This window comes from Brevibacillus halotolerans, from assembly GCF_026891775.1.
GTDB lineage: Bacteria > Bacillota > Bacilli > Brevibacillales > Brevibacillaceae > Brevibacillus_B > Brevibacillus_B halotolerans.
On record NZ_JAPTNK010000013.1, the window covers coordinates 36,328 to 53,721 of the forward strand.

Annotated in this window: 15 protein-coding genes and 1 other RNA gene; 10 read left to right on the top strand and 6 right to left on the bottom strand. The window is 40.7% G+C overall.

What is annotated here, in order from left to right:
* Window positions 1-78 precede the first annotated feature (78 nt).
* A complete protein-coding gene (locus tag O0550_RS16240) occupies window positions 79-423 on the top strand; it encodes a carboxymuconolactone decarboxylase family protein (protein ID WP_003338127.1) in 345 nt (114 codons plus the stop codon).
* Window positions 424-1,009: 586 nt separating this feature from the next.
* The gene (locus O0550_RS16245; protein ID WP_003338124.1) at window positions 1,010-1,726 is read left to right on the top strand and encodes an MBL fold metallo-hydrolase; all 717 of its coding nucleotides are present in this window, start codon (window positions 1,010-1,012) and stop codon (window positions 1,724-1,726) included.
* A 558-nt stretch (window positions 1,727-2,284) separates the two neighbouring features.
* Here the strand turns inward: O0550_RS16245 and O0550_RS16250 are convergent.
* The gene (locus O0550_RS16250) at window positions 2,285-3,298 is read right to left on the bottom strand and encodes an ETX/MTX2 family pore-forming toxin (protein ID WP_258426826.1); all 1,014 of its coding nucleotides are present in this window, start codon (window positions 3,296-3,298) and stop codon (window positions 2,285-2,287) included.
* A 261-nt stretch (window positions 3,299-3,559) separates the two neighbouring features.
* The gene (locus tag O0550_RS16255; protein ID WP_258426827.1) at window positions 3,560-4,249 is read right to left on the bottom strand and encodes a tetratricopeptide repeat protein; all 690 of its coding nucleotides are present in this window, start codon (window positions 4,247-4,249) and stop codon (window positions 3,560-3,562) included.
* Window positions 4,250-4,457: 208 nt separating this feature from the next.
* Between O0550_RS16255 and O0550_RS16260 the strand changes: the two genes are divergently transcribed.
* From O0550_RS16260 to O0550_RS16275, 4 genes are all read left to right on the top strand, one after another.
* The gene (locus O0550_RS16260) at window positions 4,458-5,987 is read left to right on the top strand and encodes a fumarate hydratase (RefSeq protein WP_258426828.1); all 1,530 of its coding nucleotides are present in this window, start codon (window positions 4,458-4,460) and stop codon (window positions 5,985-5,987) included.
* Between the two features lie 352 nt (window positions 5,988-6,339).
* On the top strand, window positions 6,340-6,615 hold the full coding sequence (locus O0550_RS16265; protein WP_003343787.1) for a LysM peptidoglycan-binding domain-containing protein: 276 nt from the start codon (window positions 6,340-6,342) through the stop codon (window positions 6,613-6,615).
* Window positions 6,616-6,731: 116 nt separating this feature from the next.
* Complete coding sequence (locus tag O0550_RS16270; RefSeq protein ID WP_096887243.1) at window positions 6,732-7,529, top strand: carbon-nitrogen family hydrolase; 798 nt, start codon at window positions 6,732-6,734, stop codon at window positions 7,527-7,529.
* A 114-nt stretch (window positions 7,530-7,643) separates the two neighbouring features.
* The gene (locus tag O0550_RS16275; RefSeq protein WP_003338117.1) at window positions 7,644-7,838 is read left to right on the top strand and encodes a hypothetical protein; all 195 of its coding nucleotides are present in this window, start codon (window positions 7,644-7,646) and stop codon (window positions 7,836-7,838) included.
* 99 nt (window positions 7,839-7,937) lie between these two features.
* Here O0550_RS16275 and yfkAB read toward each other — a convergent pair whose 3' ends face one another.
* Entirely contained in the window at window positions 7,938-9,053 is a 1,116-nt protein-coding gene (yfkAB, locus tag O0550_RS16280; protein ID WP_003343789.1) for a radical SAM/CxCxxxxC motif protein YfkAB, read from the bottom strand.
* A 110-nt stretch (window positions 9,054-9,163) separates the two neighbouring features.
* Here yfkAB and O0550_RS16285 point away from each other — a divergent pair, with 110 nt between their 5' ends.
* Window positions 9,164-9,835: a DUF1385 domain-containing protein gene (locus O0550_RS16285; RefSeq protein WP_258426829.1), complete on the top strand. Its 672-nt coding sequence runs from the start codon at window positions 9,164-9,166 to the stop codon at window positions 9,833-9,835.
* Window positions 9,836-9,973: 138 nt separating this feature from the next.
* On the top strand, window positions 9,974-11,128 hold the full coding sequence (locus tag O0550_RS16290) for an S-layer homology domain-containing protein (protein ID WP_258426830.1): 1,155 nt from the start codon (window positions 9,974-9,976) through the stop codon (window positions 11,126-11,128).
* Window positions 11,129-11,177: 49 nt separating this feature from the next.
* On the opposite strand, the gene O0550_RS16295 is transcribed toward O0550_RS16290, so the two are convergent.
* The gene (locus O0550_RS16295; protein WP_022584959.1) at window positions 11,178-11,708 is read right to left on the bottom strand and encodes a gamma carbonic anhydrase; all 531 of its coding nucleotides are present in this window, start codon (window positions 11,706-11,708) and stop codon (window positions 11,178-11,180) included.
* Window positions 11,709-11,846: 138 nt separating this feature from the next.
* Window positions 11,847-12,473, bottom strand: coding sequence for a GNAT family N-acetyltransferase (locus O0550_RS16300; protein WP_258426831.1), 627 nt, complete (start codon window positions 12,471-12,473; stop codon window positions 11,847-11,849).
* 128 nt (window positions 12,474-12,601) lie between these two features.
* Between O0550_RS16300 and rnpB the strand changes: the two genes are divergently transcribed.
* Window positions 12,602-12,991, top strand: an RNA gene (gene rnpB / locus O0550_RS16305) — RNase P RNA component class B.
* A gap of 119 nt (window positions 12,992-13,110) precedes the next feature.
* On the opposite strand, the gene asnB is transcribed toward rnpB, so the two are convergent.
* Window positions 13,111-14,955 (bottom strand): asparagine synthase (glutamine-hydrolyzing), encoded by a 1,845-nt coding sequence (gene asnB, locus O0550_RS16310; RefSeq protein WP_258426832.1) that lies wholly within the window; start codon window positions 14,953-14,955, stop codon window positions 13,111-13,113.
* A 216-nt stretch (window positions 14,956-15,171) separates the two neighbouring features.
* Between asnB and O0550_RS16315 the strand changes: the two genes are divergently transcribed.
* Complete coding sequence (locus tag O0550_RS16315; RefSeq protein WP_003343798.1) at window positions 15,172-17,367, top strand: PAS domain S-box protein; 2,196 nt, start codon at window positions 15,172-15,174, stop codon at window positions 17,365-17,367.
* The last annotated feature ends 27 nt before the right edge of the window (window positions 17,368-17,394 follow it).

The window sequence follows — 17,394 nt, forward strand, 5'->3', positions numbered from 1 at the left end:
TCATGAAAAAAAGAATACATGAATGTAAGAAGAAGGTGGAAACATAAGCATGATCTGGATGATAGAGGAGGCGTTAACATGGCAGAACATTTATTAGCAGAACAATATCGGGATGGCCTACAGACATTTGGACAAATGATGCCAAATGTATTGCAAGCCTACAATCAATTTACGAGCGCTTGTTTTGCTTCCGGTGCGATGGATAGCAAACAGAAGCACTTAATGGCCCTTGGAATTTCTTTATATGCAGGTAATGAGCACTGTATTGTCTATCATATGGAGGCTGCCTTAGCTGAGGGTGCTAGCCAGCAGGAGATTGCAGAAACAGTAGGCGTCTCTGGAGCGTATGGAGGCGGAACAACTTTTTCGCATGGTGTTATTTTAGTTACCGAGGTTATGAAAGCAAAAAATCAAATTCAATAAAAGAATATGATAAAAAAGATGGTGGCCAGAGAATGGCTCAACCATCTTTTTTACAGTTAGCTCGGGGCAATATGTAATGCATTTTTGACTACATTAAACGCAAGTGTTAGCAAGAGTAGGAGCGACTTTCTCCATTTTTTTAGCTTGGATTTTCATAAGGAAGTACCTCCTTTCTGTTGTCAATTTGATTAATAAGGCAGTTTATGAAAATGAACTAGTCTTACATTAAACGCAAGTGTTAGCAAGGGTAGGAGCGACTTTCTCCATTTTTTTAGCCTGAATTTTCATAAGTAGTACCTCCTTTATGTTTTGTTTTTGTAAGACATGCTCAGTATAAAGTATATTCTGAATATTTACAATATTTTTTTGATAAACTATTTTTATAAATATTGAAATAACCCTTGTTGATTTCTGACAACATTTTTACAGATGTCCGGAATTTGGAAGAAAAACGATTGTAATCATGCTTTTTCGCAATCTTTTCGTGAAAAATGTTGTATAATAGGAATATAAGAAGGAAATAACGGAGGATATCGTATTTACGATAGATGTTACATAACGGTTCACGGAGAGGAGAGATGGGAATTTGACCAATGTCACCTGCCAAATTGCTCCCGGTGTTTGGACGATTATCACTTATGAAGACTCATGGAAAAGTTACATCAATAATTATGTAGTGGAACGAAATGGACGGTTTTATTTAATTGATACAAATCTTAAAAAGCATCGTTCGTATTTTCAGCAAGCACTTGAGGATATTGGTGCCACTTCAGATAAAGTGGAAGATGTGCTATGTACCCATCGTTTGCCTGATCATATTGGAAATGTGGAGTTGTTTGCCACCAGCCAAAATTGGATTCACCTGCATGATTTTTTTGAACTAGATGATTTTTCGCAAACGTTATTCGGTCATTCCTTTACAGGAGAAAAAGGGCAGATTGGGCTGTTTTCATTTGTGAACTTACCAACTTATACAGAGGGCTCAGTAGCTTTTTTTGATTCCGAAACAAATATTTGTTTTATTGGCGATCACCTTCATTTTTTTGGTATGGACATTGAGCAGGTGATCGGTTATCAGGAGAAATGTCGAAAAGAACTTATTTTTTATTTCGTGGCCTGGTTACAACGTTGTCCTGATATCGATCAGGTTATGGGATTTCTAGAAGCAACCAAGTCATTACTACAGTGGCCCATTGAAATATTGGCGACAGGGCATGGTCCGATTCTACAAGGTAATATTCCGCAATTCCTCCAGGAAATCGTGGAGATATTGTCTCAATACACGGAGCAGCGCTTGGCTTGAATTCATGAAGAGATGACCTAGTAACAAAGAAAGCTCTTAGCTATAGGGCTGTAAAAATAATAGATGACGAATGCATAGTAGGAAAACAAAAACCCTTGTCCACAGTCTGACCCGATTCTTCAAGTGAATCGGGTTTTATAGGCTGAGAAAATGACGCGAACGGGCATTTTTTCATGTTTTAAAGTTTCAGTCGTTGCCAAGTACTCTTATTTTGACGAGGAAAGGGAGAAAGACTAATACGCGAATTAGGAGGGGCTGAAAGCGAGGCTACTGGCCATTTAAAGAGCAGAAGATTGAATGACCGGCGATCCCGGATGAACTGCCCCGAACCATGCTTAGCGTATGATAAAACGCGCTTAGCAGGTCATGATTGGGCTTAGCGTATATTTTCGTTAAAATGCTGGCAGACCTCCATTCATAAATAGACTGTTAACAAAATAAAAACCAATTATATCAAGTAAGGCTCATGATACAACTGGTTTTTTATATGATTAACATTTTCTTACTTTATATCTAAAGATGAATGTACATTTATACTCAATGAAGAGGCGGGTTTTACTAGAATACTTGCACTAATCTATAAGCATTATTTGTAACATCATATACACTCACTTGTAATTTACTTCCAAAAATACCCTCTATTTTTGCTTTACCATTAAGTGTTAAATTCTTCTTATTATCAAAGGAGATTCCAGTAATTTGATTTCGTTGATCATTCGTTAAATCTTTTAACATGTCTGCTGTCGCATAGGTGAAGGAGTACTCTTTATCCAGTCGAGGGAATCCAGGGCCAACATATGATGCATTTACTCTTAATTTTGAATTTACATTGGTTGCTTTACCAGTGAAGTCTATATCTCCAGTGAAGCTTTTCTTGTATAGATTTACTACCACCTTATAGGTTTTACCTGCTGGTACCTTGATGTTTTGAGGAGATGCTGTAAGCGTCTTCGTATCTGTAGTTGTGTTCGTTGTACTCGTAGCGGAATTGAATTCTGCACTCAGCTTTATTCCATCTTTTAATAAAATAGGAATTTTGAAAATAGTATCTCCACTACCTCCGATTTTAAATCCATTTGTAACAGTAGAACTTACAGTGTTTGTAACTGAATGAGAATAGGATGCTGTCGTAAATGTTTGATCCTGATCGGTTGTATTTTTAAATTCGTTTTCACCTATATATTCTGGTTGTAAGTCATTATATGTTACGTTATTTATATCAGAGGCGTTAAGATCTAAGGACATAGTAGTCTTTTTTTCTTTTAATCGGTTTGCAATAAAGTAAGTAGAGATTTCTTTCCATGCAAGTTTATTTTGATAATAAAAATCAGAAATTTTGTCCATCTGTTCGTCAACGTTAGTAACGTTGGAAGAGTAGGCAGATTTGACAGAGGATTTATGAGCATTTCCTAGTAAATCATTTCTTATCATATTGCTTTTTTCTTCCGCTATTTTCTTATTGTCAGTCTTTTGTTCTGTGTTGCTGACTGCATAAGATGTTACTGGATAGACCGCGAGCTGGGATAAGACGGCTGAAATTGTAAGACATTTGCAGATTCTTTTTAGTTTCATACAATTCACTCCTCTTAATTGTTTTCGAAGAGACAATCGGAATGTACCCGATTCTTTCTTCTTTTCACTTGCAAATTCATTATACAAAAAATAGAAGATTATGTTGTGAAATTATTCACATTTAATACCAAGTTTTTTTAATAAATATCTTTAAAAATCTTATCGGAGAAGTGTCCAATTTTTTCCTTAACAAAAAAATATAAAAAAACTTGTGAGCTGAAGGGTAATGGCTCCTAGCCCACAAGTAAAAACCTCACCGGATCATCCTGCATGAGAAGCTGCTTTTGTCCATTCTTGTAGACGCAAGTCAAGTTCTTCTTTACGGAGAAACAGTGTTTGAGAATATGCGTAGTTCCTGATTTTTTCAATATGCTCGACTGCATGTGTATAACGTCCTGCTGCGGCTTCTATTTCAGCTAAACAAAAATACTGCAAAGCAGGGCGGATTCGTCTTCGCTGTAATAATGATAAGGCGTGCTTAGCAGCTGGAAGGTCCCCCATTCGAGCTTGACAGCAAATAATGACGCCCAGAGCACTGTGCATGCGCGGATCTCTCTTATATAGATGTATGCCAATTTGCAGAGCATCCCGATATCGTCCCCGATAATAGCAGGCAACAGCCAAATTGTAAAAAAGATGCTGTAAGAGAGCACGATGAAATAATGTGGGTGATTCTTTACACAAGATAATAGCCTGCGTAACATATGATTCAGCTGTATCGTACTTCCCTTGCAGTAGCTGTTGACTTGATTTGTCGAATAGCGCTACTGAGCGCTTTTTGTTTTTTAGATAAGAAGCCTCCAGGATCGTTTGCATACGCTCGGGGTTTCGCTTGCATAACAACGTTCTGTAATAGTAGCGAAAAGGCCACTGCAAACGGAGTAAGCCAACGAATAAAACTACTGCCAATCCGGTCAGTGTAGCAGGCAACGTCATCTGAAAATAATGCATATCAACCCTACTCCTCTTCCGTTTTTTCCGTCAAAAAAGTATCTTCATGATATCACAGCTAAGATGACAGGTATAGGGAGGGCTGTATCTGAGTCGGCTGAGAAAAAACGCACAATTGGAAGTGTCGCACCTATTTTTTTGCTATGCTATAATTATGATCGTTGTGTAGAGTATTTATTCTTTTTTGAAAAGAGAGGCGACTTCCATCATGGATAAGTTCAAAGATAGCATGTTGCAGTTGATTGTGGAGACCTCCACTAACTTGCCGCCAGATGTTCGTCATGCCATTAACGCTGCGAAAAAAAGAGAGGATGCTGGCACGCGTGCTGCTTTATCGCTCACTACCATTGCGCAAAACATTAAGATGGCTGAAGAAAATGTTTCCCCAATTTGTCAGGATACAGGAATGCCTACATTTGAAATTAAGACACCGGTAGGAGTTAATCAGATCGCGATGAAGAAAGCGATTCTGGAAGCGATTGCAGAAGCGACACGTACTGGTAAATTACGTACGAACTCTGTAGACTCGTTAACGGGTGCCAACTCTGGAGATAATATTGGACCTGGCACACCTGTTGTTCATTTTGAACAATGGGAAGAGGATTACGCCGAAGTGAAGTTAATTCTTAAAGGTGGCGGCTGTGAAAATAAAAACATACAATATTCTCTTCCCTGTGAGCTTCCCCACTTAGGAAAAGCTGGTCGTGACCTGGATGGCATCCGCAAATGCATCCTGCATGCTGTCTATCAGGCACAAGGTCAAGGCTGTAGCGCTGGCTTTATCGGGGTAGGTATTGGCGGAGACCGTACAAGTGGCTACTCACTTGCCAAGCATCAATTGTTCCGCAGCGCAGATGATTCCAATCCGATTCCTGCGTTAGCTGAATTGGAAGACTATATTATGCAAACGGCAAATGAACTGGGGATCGGAACCATGGGTTTCGGCGGAAATACAACCCTACTTGGCTGTAAAATTGGTGTAGAAAATCGCTTGCCAGCTAGCTTTTTCGTCTCTGTAGCTTATAACTGCTGGGCATTCCGACGTCAAGGGGTGCATATTAACCCAGAAACTGGAGAAATCATCCGTTATTTATACACAGAAGAAAATCATGTGGAAATGGACATGACTTCCGCAAGCAAGGAACAAACAGAGCGTCGTGAGGTTGTATTGGAGGCACCAATAACAGAAGAACAGATTCGCAGTCTTAAAGTGGGTGATGTGGTCACTATTAATGGTATGATGCATACCGGCCGCGATGCCTTGCATAAATACTTAATCGATCATGATTGTCCAATTGACTTAAATGGTGGCATTATCTATCACTGTGGTCCAGTTATGCTAAAAGATGAAGAAGGGAACTATCATGTCAAAGCAGCAGGGCCTACCACTAGTATTCGTGAGGAGCCATATCAAGGCGACATCATGAAAAAATTCGGAATTCGAGCGGTAATGGGAAAAGGTGGTATGGGTCCTAAAACATTGAAAGCCTTACAAGAGCATGGTGGCGTATACTTAAATGCCATTGGTGGAGCTGCGCAATACTACGCGGATTGTATCGAGCAGGTAGAAGGCGTGGACTACTTGGAATTTGGTATTCCAGAAGCAATGTGGCATTTACGTGTTAAAGGCTTTGCAGCTATAGTCACAATGGATTCACACGGCAACAGCCTACATGCTGATGTAGATAAGGATTCTGCTGAGAAGCTCGCGAAGTATGCAGATCCCGTTTTTAAATAAGAAAAAATTAGTATTCTAAATCAATATGTAGTATTTGAGCGCATAGAAACGGAAAAGACCTTGCAACGCTACCAGTAGCGAACGCAAGGTCTTTTTGTGCATCGATTTAGAAGACAAGTAAGGACAGGGTCAGCATCAGAAGAAAAGGAGAGGATGCCCGTTCCGAGAGAGGTACAAAAGAGGAGTAAGGGTTGCGATACAATGAAGAAATAAAGGAGCTTTTACCTTCCATTCTTGTCAGGTCATAGGTTGATGCCTACCTTTTAAAAAATGGGTATTCGTTTATCTCCTCTCAACCAAAACGGGCATACGGTACTAATAGAAGGTAACTTTCTTTAGGGAGCTGGTACGTATGAATTATACTGTTCAACTTGGGGATAGACTATATGCTATTGCTCAACGATTTGGAGTGCCTATCGATGTACTTATTCGTGTGAATCGTCTACATCCACCATATGAGCTGTACGTCGGTCAAACTCTTTTCATTCCTAATCAAGGGCCTCCATTACCTAATGTGGATGAGGAACGCAGAATCGCACGTTTAGAGCGTGAGGTACGGAGACTAAATGAAAGGTATAGAGATTTAAATCGTCGGGTCAGAGCTTTAGAACAACATCGCCGTACTTAGTAACTACTAGTATGCTATGCATGAAAGGGAGGAGCTGTATCCGCTCCTCTTTCTTTTTTGACAAAATTCCACTACTATAATGGTGATAAAGATGCGGGGGATGGGAGGAATACGTAATGAGTAACAAGTGGAGAATAGCTTTAATCCAAATGGATGTCGTGCTAGGAAATCCAGAGGCAAACAGAGAAAAGGTAAACAAAATGACCGAAAATTTACGCGAATCAGGCAAAGGGATTGATGCATTATTGCTACCCGAATTATGGGATACTGCCTATGATTTGGAGCGCCTAGACGAGATTGCGGATGAGCAAGGGAAGAATGCCCAGATGTTTTTAAAGGAACTTGCTCGATCACTACATAGCTATGTATATGGTGGCTCTATTGCTGAACATAAGGAAAATGGGGTCTATAATACCTCCTATGTGTTTGATAAGCAGGGAAATTTGGTTGGCTCTTATTCAAAAGCCCATTTATTCAAGCTAATGAATGAACACCAGTTCCTGCAATCAGGTGATCAACTGGGCTTGTATCAAATGGACGATCAGAAGGTGGGAGCGGTTATTTGCTATGATATTCGTTTCCCGGAATGGATTCGTCTGCATGCAGTTAAGGGAGCAAAGGTCTTGTTCGTATGTGCTCAGTGGCCAAACCCGAGACTGGCTCATTGGCGCGCCCTATTGATTGCCCGAGCGATTGAAAATCAAATGTATGTCGTTGCTTGCAATCGAGTAGGAAGCGATTCTGCGAGTAGCTTCTTCGGTCACTCTATGGTGATTGATCCATGGGGAGAAGTGATTGCTGAAGCTGGTGAAGAAGAAATGATTCTAACTGCTGAGATCGATTTGGATATTGTCGATCAGGTTCGTTCTAAGATTCCGGTATTTACTGATCGCCGTCCTGATATTTACAACTAAGAAGGCATGGTTGAGTGTAGCCTGGAGAAAATGGTCGGTATCTATGCTTCTGCCTACAGCGTTTGCCCCTTTTTTACATAGCCTATAGTAAGGAATGTTAGGAGGTGGGGAACAATGGCTGGACTTAATAGCAAAGGGATGATGCACCATTTTTTAGGGATTCGTACAAAAGTTGTTCAAATCCGAGAGTTAGTGGAGACAGTGGACACCTTATTTACTTCATTCGATCGAATGGGTGAATTAGGGAAAGCTGTTAACCCTTTTAAGGCTAAAAAAACAAAAGAGAACATTCCTCACGATATGGATTAATATGGGAAATGCACGCTGAAAAGGTTGCCTTGAGAAGGGCAACCTTTCAACGTGTTGGAAGATCATTTTTATTTTCGCCGTACATATTGAGAATGATCTTTATATAAGTGCCTTACGTTCTTTAAAATCAGTATTCAGGTAATAGCTATGATATACGAGCAGATTTGGGCCTGCACATTCCGCATTTGGGCAAAAACAATTAATGGATTGATTGAGAGAGTGACTTTGCCAACGAGCGAACATAGTCTCTAGGGTATCTGTTTGAATATTTCCTAGAATGCCTACATCCCCGAAGTCAGTTACGGTTACATCTCCGGTAAATATGTTGATATTTAAGCGACAACGTCCATCAGGGTCGTTACGTACAGTAACATTCTTGGATTGACGCAGACGCAGAATAAGCTCCTGATCATCAGGGTCTTGGCTACATGCGAAAAATGGCAGGGTACCGAACAGCATCCACATCTCTTCATCGCGTACATCTAAAAGGGTGTGAATAGATTCACGTAATTGAGGCAAGCTCAGCACTGGTAAATTTTTGGCGAAATCGCTTTGATACATAGGGTGCACCTCGTGGCGAACACAACCCATTTCTTTAATTAGTTGATGAATCTTCGGGAGCTTTTGCCACGTCCGAGTATTCAGCATGCTTTCGGCAGAGACGATTACACCTGCGTGTGCTAATTTTTTTGCATTGTCCATTGTCAATTGGTACAGTTTCTCTGCTTGGGTGAGCGAAACCTTTTGCGGACTATTTACGTATACCACTTCATGAAAATCCTCAGGTTTACTATAGTTCCACGACATATGCATGACATCAATGTAGGGCAAAACAGCCTCGTAACGAGAAAATGGCAGAGATAAGTTGGAGTTAATCTGTGTGCGCAAGCCCCGATCTGTCGCATACTGTAAAATTGGTGCAATTACATTATTTACTGTCCGTATACTATACATTGGTTCCCCACCCGTAATGCTAAGGGTTAACAAATCCTTGGCTTCATCTAGACGCTGTAGGATAAGTTCTATTGGCAAGTGTGGATCGTCTTTTATCCGTAATGTTTCACCAACAGCGCAATGTTCACAGCGCAGATTGCATAGATTGGTCACAGTAAACTCGATACTGGTCAATTTGTAGGAAGGTGGTGTAGCATTATATAAAGGCTCCCATGGGTCCTTTTGAGGTGTAATGGGTGTAGTTGGAACAAAGCGTTTCAATGGTGAAACCTCCTTAGTAGAAACATAACGTGGCCTCAATAGCTTTAGATGAGGCTATATGAACAAACACCATTATAACCATAAATGGAGAGGGTGAGAATACCAACACCATGATTGCAGGCATTTCATTTGGCAACGGAGTCTTTTATCACAACAAAAATGTCATTGCATGTGCCGAGGTAAAGAACGGTGTCATCCACACATGGGCCGAGAAAATGGGGATGAGAACGCTCTGTAAAATGTGGTGGCGGATTGTCAGCTCATTGCCTTGGTACTATCATATCCTACATTTGTTGATGCTTTTGTATGTTTTTTTTCCGGTTTTAGGAGAATTTGATCCATTGTGGTTGGTAGTTTATGGAGCAGGCTTTCATTTTATTTTTCCAAAACGATTAAAACAGTTTCATGGAGCTGAGCATAAGGTTTTTAGCTACTATGGGGAAGTTAAACCAGAGAATTGGGAAACAATACAGCAGGCTTCCATTATCAATCGAGGCTGTTCAACGAATATGGTTACTTTTTTCTTTGTTTTTTTTCTTCCAACCATTTGTTTTTTCCAACTGTGGATAGCTATTGTGATTGGACTTGTTGGAATAGGAATATGTAATCTATTATCCAAATATGCACCAAGGCTAATTGAGCCATTGTATCGTGTATCGGGCTTCTTGCAATATTATCTTACAACAAAGGAACCGGAGCGCATACATATGGATACAGCGATTCGGTCTTATGCGTTGTTTATTTATTTTCGGAATATGGAAGAGGCAAACGATTCATTATAGGACTTTGGTTGGTATCTATCTTATGAATAAAGTATGATAGATTCCCATTTTTTTGTCTGGTAATATTTCTTTCAGACACATTATTTGTGAAAGAAATATGAAAGATTGAGATAAAAGAAAGAGAGTGGGAACAGATCCATGAAGGTTAGAAAAGAAATCGTAGCAGGTATCACAACAATGTTTGCAATCATTGCGGCTTTTTGTATGCCGGCCGAGATACAAGCGGAAAATCCACATACCCCTAGCACTGTACAAGCGAGTACCTTCACTGATATAGATGAACATTGGGCGAAATCTTACATTCAATTTCTTGCCGAGCGTGGCATTGTAAAAGGAAAATATATTCCGTTTCGCCCGAACGCTCCGATTTCTAGGGGAGAGGCAATTGCTTTGTTGAATCGGGTAACGCAGTATTCCTACGGAGTTGTAGCTCCTCCTGTTGAAGCAGCTAAAGTAGATAAACGATATCCGCTCGTTCAAGAAGTCAAGCAGGCTGTAGGTACTATGAATGCTATGCTGTATGCGGATCAGAAGGCATATACACGTTTTAATCCAGGGGATAATGCCTTGTACTTGCTTCACCTCAGTGCAGGTAAAAAGCCAATGAAAATGGGAGCTATCTTAGAAAGCGATTGGTGGTTATCCGCTGAGCATTTACAAGCACCATTAAATCGAGAAGAAGCTAGCATGCTGTTGTTTCATACGATTCTGCCGAATATTCGACATGATTTACATATAGAGCCGGCTAAAATTCAGGAGGGTTTAAACGGCTATTATCAGGCGACGCTTTCGAATGCGTACCAGGATACAAAATCGTTGTATGCTACCGGAATTAAAGGCTATCAATTATTGGAAGATAGCACCGGTTTTTTTCAGCCAACCAAGACTATGACTCGGGCCCAATTCGCGGTTATTTTACAGCGGCTAGTGATCGCCAATGAGCAGCAAAAAGAAAAACAATGGAACGGCTCAGTGCAACAGCAAACACGCATCAGCAATCTGATGCTAACAGCGGCCACCCATGCTTATCTAAGGCAGAACGAGCAAGGGATGACGTCCTACTTCGGGAAAGAGGCATTACAGACGATAGAGAAGCTACGCCCGCTACCTTTGCATGATGTTTTGGGTAGCTATCAGGTGATGGATAGTAATGAAAGTACCATGAAGGCTAAAGGCGCTTATTTTTCCACAATGACTGGTAATTATGAAGTGGAATATGAAATGGTTAAAAGCGACCAGAGTAGCAATCCGTACGGCTGGATTATTACGAAAATTACTCATATCCAAAAATAAAGAAACGACCGTATCCTTGTTAGAAGAGGGTACGATCGTTTTTTTGTTTTTACCTGGTAAGTGGATTTTCTTCCAGCTTTCGATACATTTTTCCTTTATCCACATAAGACTGACGAACACGGCGTAAATCCTTAAAATCGTCTTCGTTTAATTCGCGCTTTACCTTAGCGGGAGAGCCTACGACCAATGTCCGAGGGGGGACTTTCATGCCGGGTGGAACCAAAGCACCCGCTGCAACCATAGCCTCTTCCCCGATCTCGGCGCCATCTAGCACAATAGAACCCATACCGATCAAAGCACCTTGGCGTACGGTGCAGCTATGTAACACGGCGTTATGGCCAATTGTGACATCATCCTCAATAAGGAGTGGACAAAGAGGACTTTGGTGGAGAGTGCTATTATCTTGAACACTGACTCGTTTCCCAATAATAGTAGGAGAGACATCGCCTCGTATGACCGAATTGTACCAGATCGATGTCTCTTCCCCGATAATAACGTCACCCGTGACAACAGCACCTTTGGCGATAAACACGCTAGGATGAATCTGTGGCTCTTTACCTTCAAAAGGGAGTAGTAGCATGAAAAATAAGCCTCCTGTTCGATGATGGATATTTTATTCTTGAGTGAAATGTAGAGTTGCAATACTCTTTTTATAATTCTAACACACAACGATCCACCAAGCTTTGCTAAGGCATTTCTGTGAGTAATCGCTTTGTCTTTAGTCTTTTATAGCAATCGTCTCAGCTCTTTCTTCATAGATAACAGGATAAGGAGCGTTTTGATAAAGTTCATCAAACCTTTCTTTGGTCAGAGCATAAAATAAATGATCTTCCCATTTACCGTTGATTTTAAGATAATTGGCACCGAACCCCTCTTTGACGAATCCTGCTTTTTCCAAAACCCGTTGAGACGCTCGATTATGTGGCATGATATTGGCTTGCAAACGATGCAAAAGAAGTCTATTGAAGGAAAACGACATCATGAGATGGAGAGCTTCAGTCATATAGCCTTGGCTTTGACAGGAATGGTCTAGATCATAACCGATAAAAGCATTTTGAAAAGGACCGCGAAATACTTGGGATAGTGTTATTTTTCCAACAAGGCGTTCATTAGCTTGCTCAAAGATACCAAAAGAATATCGTTGATCCTGTTCAACCTCTGTCCATTGAGTTGTTTGGATTATGGCATTTTCGAGTGTGAAATAACTCTCGTCACGCAAAGGGACATACGGCGCATGAAATGGTTGATTTGCAAGTAAATAAGTAAGAAAAAATTCTGCATGTGCAGGGGTTAGTAATTGTAAAAAAATCAGCCTACCCTTTATTCGCAGGTTAAATACATTCATTTTCAGACCTCCTAAAAATAAAGTAAATAAGAATAAACATGATATTTTACATCTTTTAGTAGCGTTTCCAGAATGTCAAGGTTGAATTGTACCCCTATATATGATAGATTAATCCTTAGTAAGGCAAGGATTGTGGGTAGTCGCTGTTGTCACCAGCTTGTCTGGGAGACGATAGAGGAAAGTCCAGGCTCGCCCGGGCTGCGATGCCCGGAGTGTTCGTACCTAGTGCAAACTAGGGCAGTGAGGTTCGCCTCATTGACGGCGCAGAAAGGGTTCTCCCTGAGACCCAAGTACGCTGAAAGTGCCACAGAAACGTAGCTTCTCTGGCGACAGAGAAGATGGAACGAGGTAAACCCTGCGAGCGAGAAACCCAAATTAGGTAGGGGAACCGTCTGGACGGAATTGAACGAAAAGGACGGATGGCAAAAGAAATTTTGCCATAGATAGATGACTACAGCTCTTCGTGCGAGGGGAAGGTCCGTTTGCAGCACGAGAGATACAGAACCTGGCTTATAGCATTCCTTGCTTATTCAATATTTTTTAAGTATAAATGTAAATGAAATGATAAAGCAACAAACAAATATGATCGTATATAAAGGAAAAACCGGTGCAGTAACGCGCCGGTTTTTTTGTTTCTTTACATGATGCGTACTTTGTATGTTTTCATCCAGAAGTCTACTTGTGCTAAAAAAGCAAACATCTGAGGAGTGCTCATTAATTGACCAAAAAAAGGAATTTCAATCGCAGATGCATCTGTTTGTAGGAGAGTACGGAGGTAAGGAACATCTAATAGAGTATGAAGGGGAGATCTGTTATCATCTAAAACATCGTTAAGCCACTGCCTTGTTGCTAGGGAATATGTGGGATTATGTGTTTTGGGATAAGGACTTTTTTTACGATATAACACATCAGAGGGCAAGATTCCTTCCAAAGCTTTGCGCAAAATGCCTTTTTCCCTGGAATCGTACATTTTCATCTCCCAAGGTACATTCCACATGTATTCTACAAGTCGATGATCGCAAAAGGGTACACGGGCTTCTAGGCTAGCCATCATACTCATGCGATCCTTTCGATCCAGTAACGTATTCATAAACCAGACATGATTTAAGTAAAACATCTCGCGCCGTTTTTCATCTATACGAAACTCCCCCTCCAAGCGGGGAACCTCTGCTAGTGTATCACGAAAACGTCCTTTTACATACGAATCTGGTTGTAACCAAGCCTTCATTTCATTCGAGAGCCATTTGTATCGCTGCTCACTTTTTCGCGCCCACGGAAAAGTATCTGCATAAAGAGCTTCTTCTTGATGAAACCAAGGATAGCCCCCAAATATTTCGTCAGCGCATTCACCTGAAAGTACGACTGTTGTTTCCTTTTTCATTTCCGCGCAAAAAAGATACAGCGAAGCGTCAATATCTGCCATACCAGGCAAGTCGCGAGCATAAACAGCGGTTTGGAGGGCTTGCACCAACTCGGGGGTATCAAACTCAATATAATGGTGCTGGGTTCCTATATGATCGCTAACCCGTTTAATCCATTGAGAATCTGAATCAGGTTGATAGGCATGGGCAGTGAAAAAGTGGTCATTATCTTTATAATCAATGGAGTAGGTGTGAATCGTTCCTTCTCCTTGATGTTGATAATATCTTGCCGCAATAGCGGTGATGGCGCTGGAATCAAGGCCTCCTGAAAGCAGCATCGAGACAGGAACATCAGCAACGAGTTGACGTTCGATTGCATTTATGACTAAATCACGAATGGTATCGACGGTTGTCTCAAAATTGTCGAGATGCTCACGACTTTTCAAGCACCAATACGATTCTGTAGTAAAGCCATTTTGAGAGTATATCCCATAGTAGCCAGGGCGTAACTCATGCATTCCTTTGAATACACCGTGTCCAGGCGTGCGAGCGGGTGAAATAAGTAGTACCTCGGCTAAGCCTTCCCGATCAACAATAGGCTCAACTTCGGGGTGGGCAAGAATAGCTTTTATTTCTGAACCGAATAGAAACTGCCCATCTTTTTCTAGATAAAAGAACGGCTTCACACCCATTCGATCACGTGCGACAAATAAGAGCTGCTCTTTGTCATTCCAGATAGCAAATGCAAAAATACCGTTCAGTCGCTCCAGGCATTTTTCTCCCCATTCTACATAAGCCGTGAGTAATACCTCCGTATCTGAGTGGGAAGAGAAGCGGTGACCACGGTCTAGCAATTCCTTGCGTAAATCTTCTGTATTGTACAATTCGCCGTTATACACAAGTGTGTAGCTTATATCCCCATATCTTTTGGTCATGGGCTGAGTTCCGCCTTCAGGATCTACAACAATAAGACGACGATGTCCAAATACAACCCGATCATGAAAAAAATACCCCATACTATCTGGACCTCTGTGTTGAAGTGTCTTAGTCATTGCTTCTATAGTCTCTTGTTCATCTTTTACATTCCGCATAAAACTAGCCCAGCCTGCAATTCCACACATGATTTCTCACCCTTTCTCATCTGTGCTTTTTCATGTAAACGTTACTAAGCAAAACCGGTCATCTAGGCTCATCGTATGCAAAGCAGGCTAACATGGTACCCTGTCTCTTTTTTTAAAACAAACAATAAAAAAGTTCTTTTTCCTTTACAATGGCTGATCTTTGATGCGAATATGAAATATACATACATTTTTATCCTTATTTTGGAGGTGCGGTTTGTGCGAGAGGTCATCTCGTGGTCAGAAACAGATGGATTTGTATCTTTTGTTCAAAATTGTCCAGATGCAGTCTTCATTTTTTCTTCAGACGGTACTGTTTTGTATGCCAATCAGTCCTGGTACCAATTGGCAGGTAATTGTTTTTCTGATGAATTCGAAGTAGCCATTGATGTATATCTACTTCGATGTAAACAAGGGATAGTGAGCATAGAGCCAAGTGTCATACAACCATTGTGTACCAATCATGATCCTTACATCATTCAAATTCCTCATAAGGAAGGGGGGATGATGGACGTTTCATTTACGCTTTTTCCGATGAAATGGTATAAAGGAAAAGCGGCTGTGGGGGCTCTTGTACGAGATGTAACAGAGCAAAAGCTAAGACAGAGGAAGCTGGAGGAAATGGAGAAGAGCCTCGATACTTTTATTACGTACACACGGGATGCGCTTTTTCTCATTTCACCCGATTTTCAAATATTGCGTATGAGCAATTCATTTCAGATCATGACTGGGTATTCTCCACAGGAGCTGTATGACAATCCTAGAATCTTACTTCCTGATGCTGTTGCGCTACAAGAACAGGAGCTGCATTTTGATTACGTTGTAAAAACAGGAAAACCTGTATTATTTCATACGAGACGACGTCATAAGAAGGGGCATCTACTTGAGATTTGTATGACTTATAAACCTATTTGCAAGAAAGATGCTGGCGTTATAGGTGTAATAGCGGTGATGCGCAATATTACTGAGCGTATTCAGGTTGAGACTGAATTACGAGATGCGAAAGAACTGTTGGAATCTTTCGTAAATAGCGCTTCTGATTGTATCGTGCTTATTGATTTAGATTGGAATATTTTAATGGTGAATCCTGCTTGTGAAAAAATGTATGGATACAGTTATGAAGAATTGCTTATGCATCAAGAAAATCTGCTAAAGCCAGTCATATTGCGAGGAATTATTGATAACACACAAAAGGCTATGAACGGAAAGATGGTTTTGGATGAGGAGAATTCATTTACTCATCGCAATGGACATCTTGTTCACACCCTATCCTCCTATATTCCGATTCGAAATACGGAAGGAAAGATTTTGGCGGTCGCTTTAATTACGAGGGATGTAACGGAACAGAGGAGGATTGCGCAGGCATTGGGTGACAGTGAGGCAAAATATAGATTGATTTCCGAAAATATGACGGATCTTATTGCTATTTTGGATCGGAGTGGACGCTATATTTATGTGTCTCCTTCGTTTAAGACCATTTTAGGATATACACCGGAAAGCTTATTGGGAATGGATTATCGTAAATGGGTACATACCGATGACAGAGAGTTTTTGAAACAGGGACGTAAACGATTAATCGCTGAAGGTAGCGTGATGCAAGTAGAGCTTCGCTATCGGTGTGCTTCAGGCGACTGGATGTATTTGGAGGCTAATGGTACGCCAGTCTTTAATGGGGAAAAAAATTTAGAGCACTTTGTTTTTGTAGCCAGAAATATTACCGATCGGAAACAAGCAGAGGCCTTATTGCGTAACTCAGATAAGCTATCCCTTATTGGAGAGATGGCGGCAGGAGTTGCTCATGAAATTCGCAATCCGCTAACTGCACTGCGAGGCTTTATTCAGTTATTACAAAATCAAACCAGTGAGCATGATTTTTATTTTGAAGTCATGATATCTGAATTAGATCGAATCAATTTTATTGTAAGCGAGTTATTAGTATTAGCGAAACCGCAAGTTCAGAATGTAAAGCAAAAAAATGTAGTCGATCTCGTTCGTAATGTAATGACGCTATTAGAGAGCCAAGCTTTGATGCATAATGTGATTTTTCAGCTTGAATGTAAAGAGAAGCCAATATTGATCACTTGTGAGGAAAATCAGATTAAACAAGTCTTTATAAATATCATGAAAAATGCAATGGAAGCAATGCCGAATGGTGGAATGATCTATATAACGGTAAAACAGAATGCTCAGATGGTGGATATATGTTTTCGCGATGAAGGATGCGGCATACCGGAAGATCGTGTTAGTAAACTTGGTGAGCCTTTTTATACTACAAAGGATAAAGGAACAGGGCTAGGCCTCATGGTTAGTAAAAAAATCATCAGGGACCATCAGGGCTCTATACTTATTGACAGTGTGATCAATCAAGGAACAACAGTGCATGTGAATGTACCTCTCTCAAGTCTGAAACAATAATAAATAATGTTGACAGCGTAGCAACGA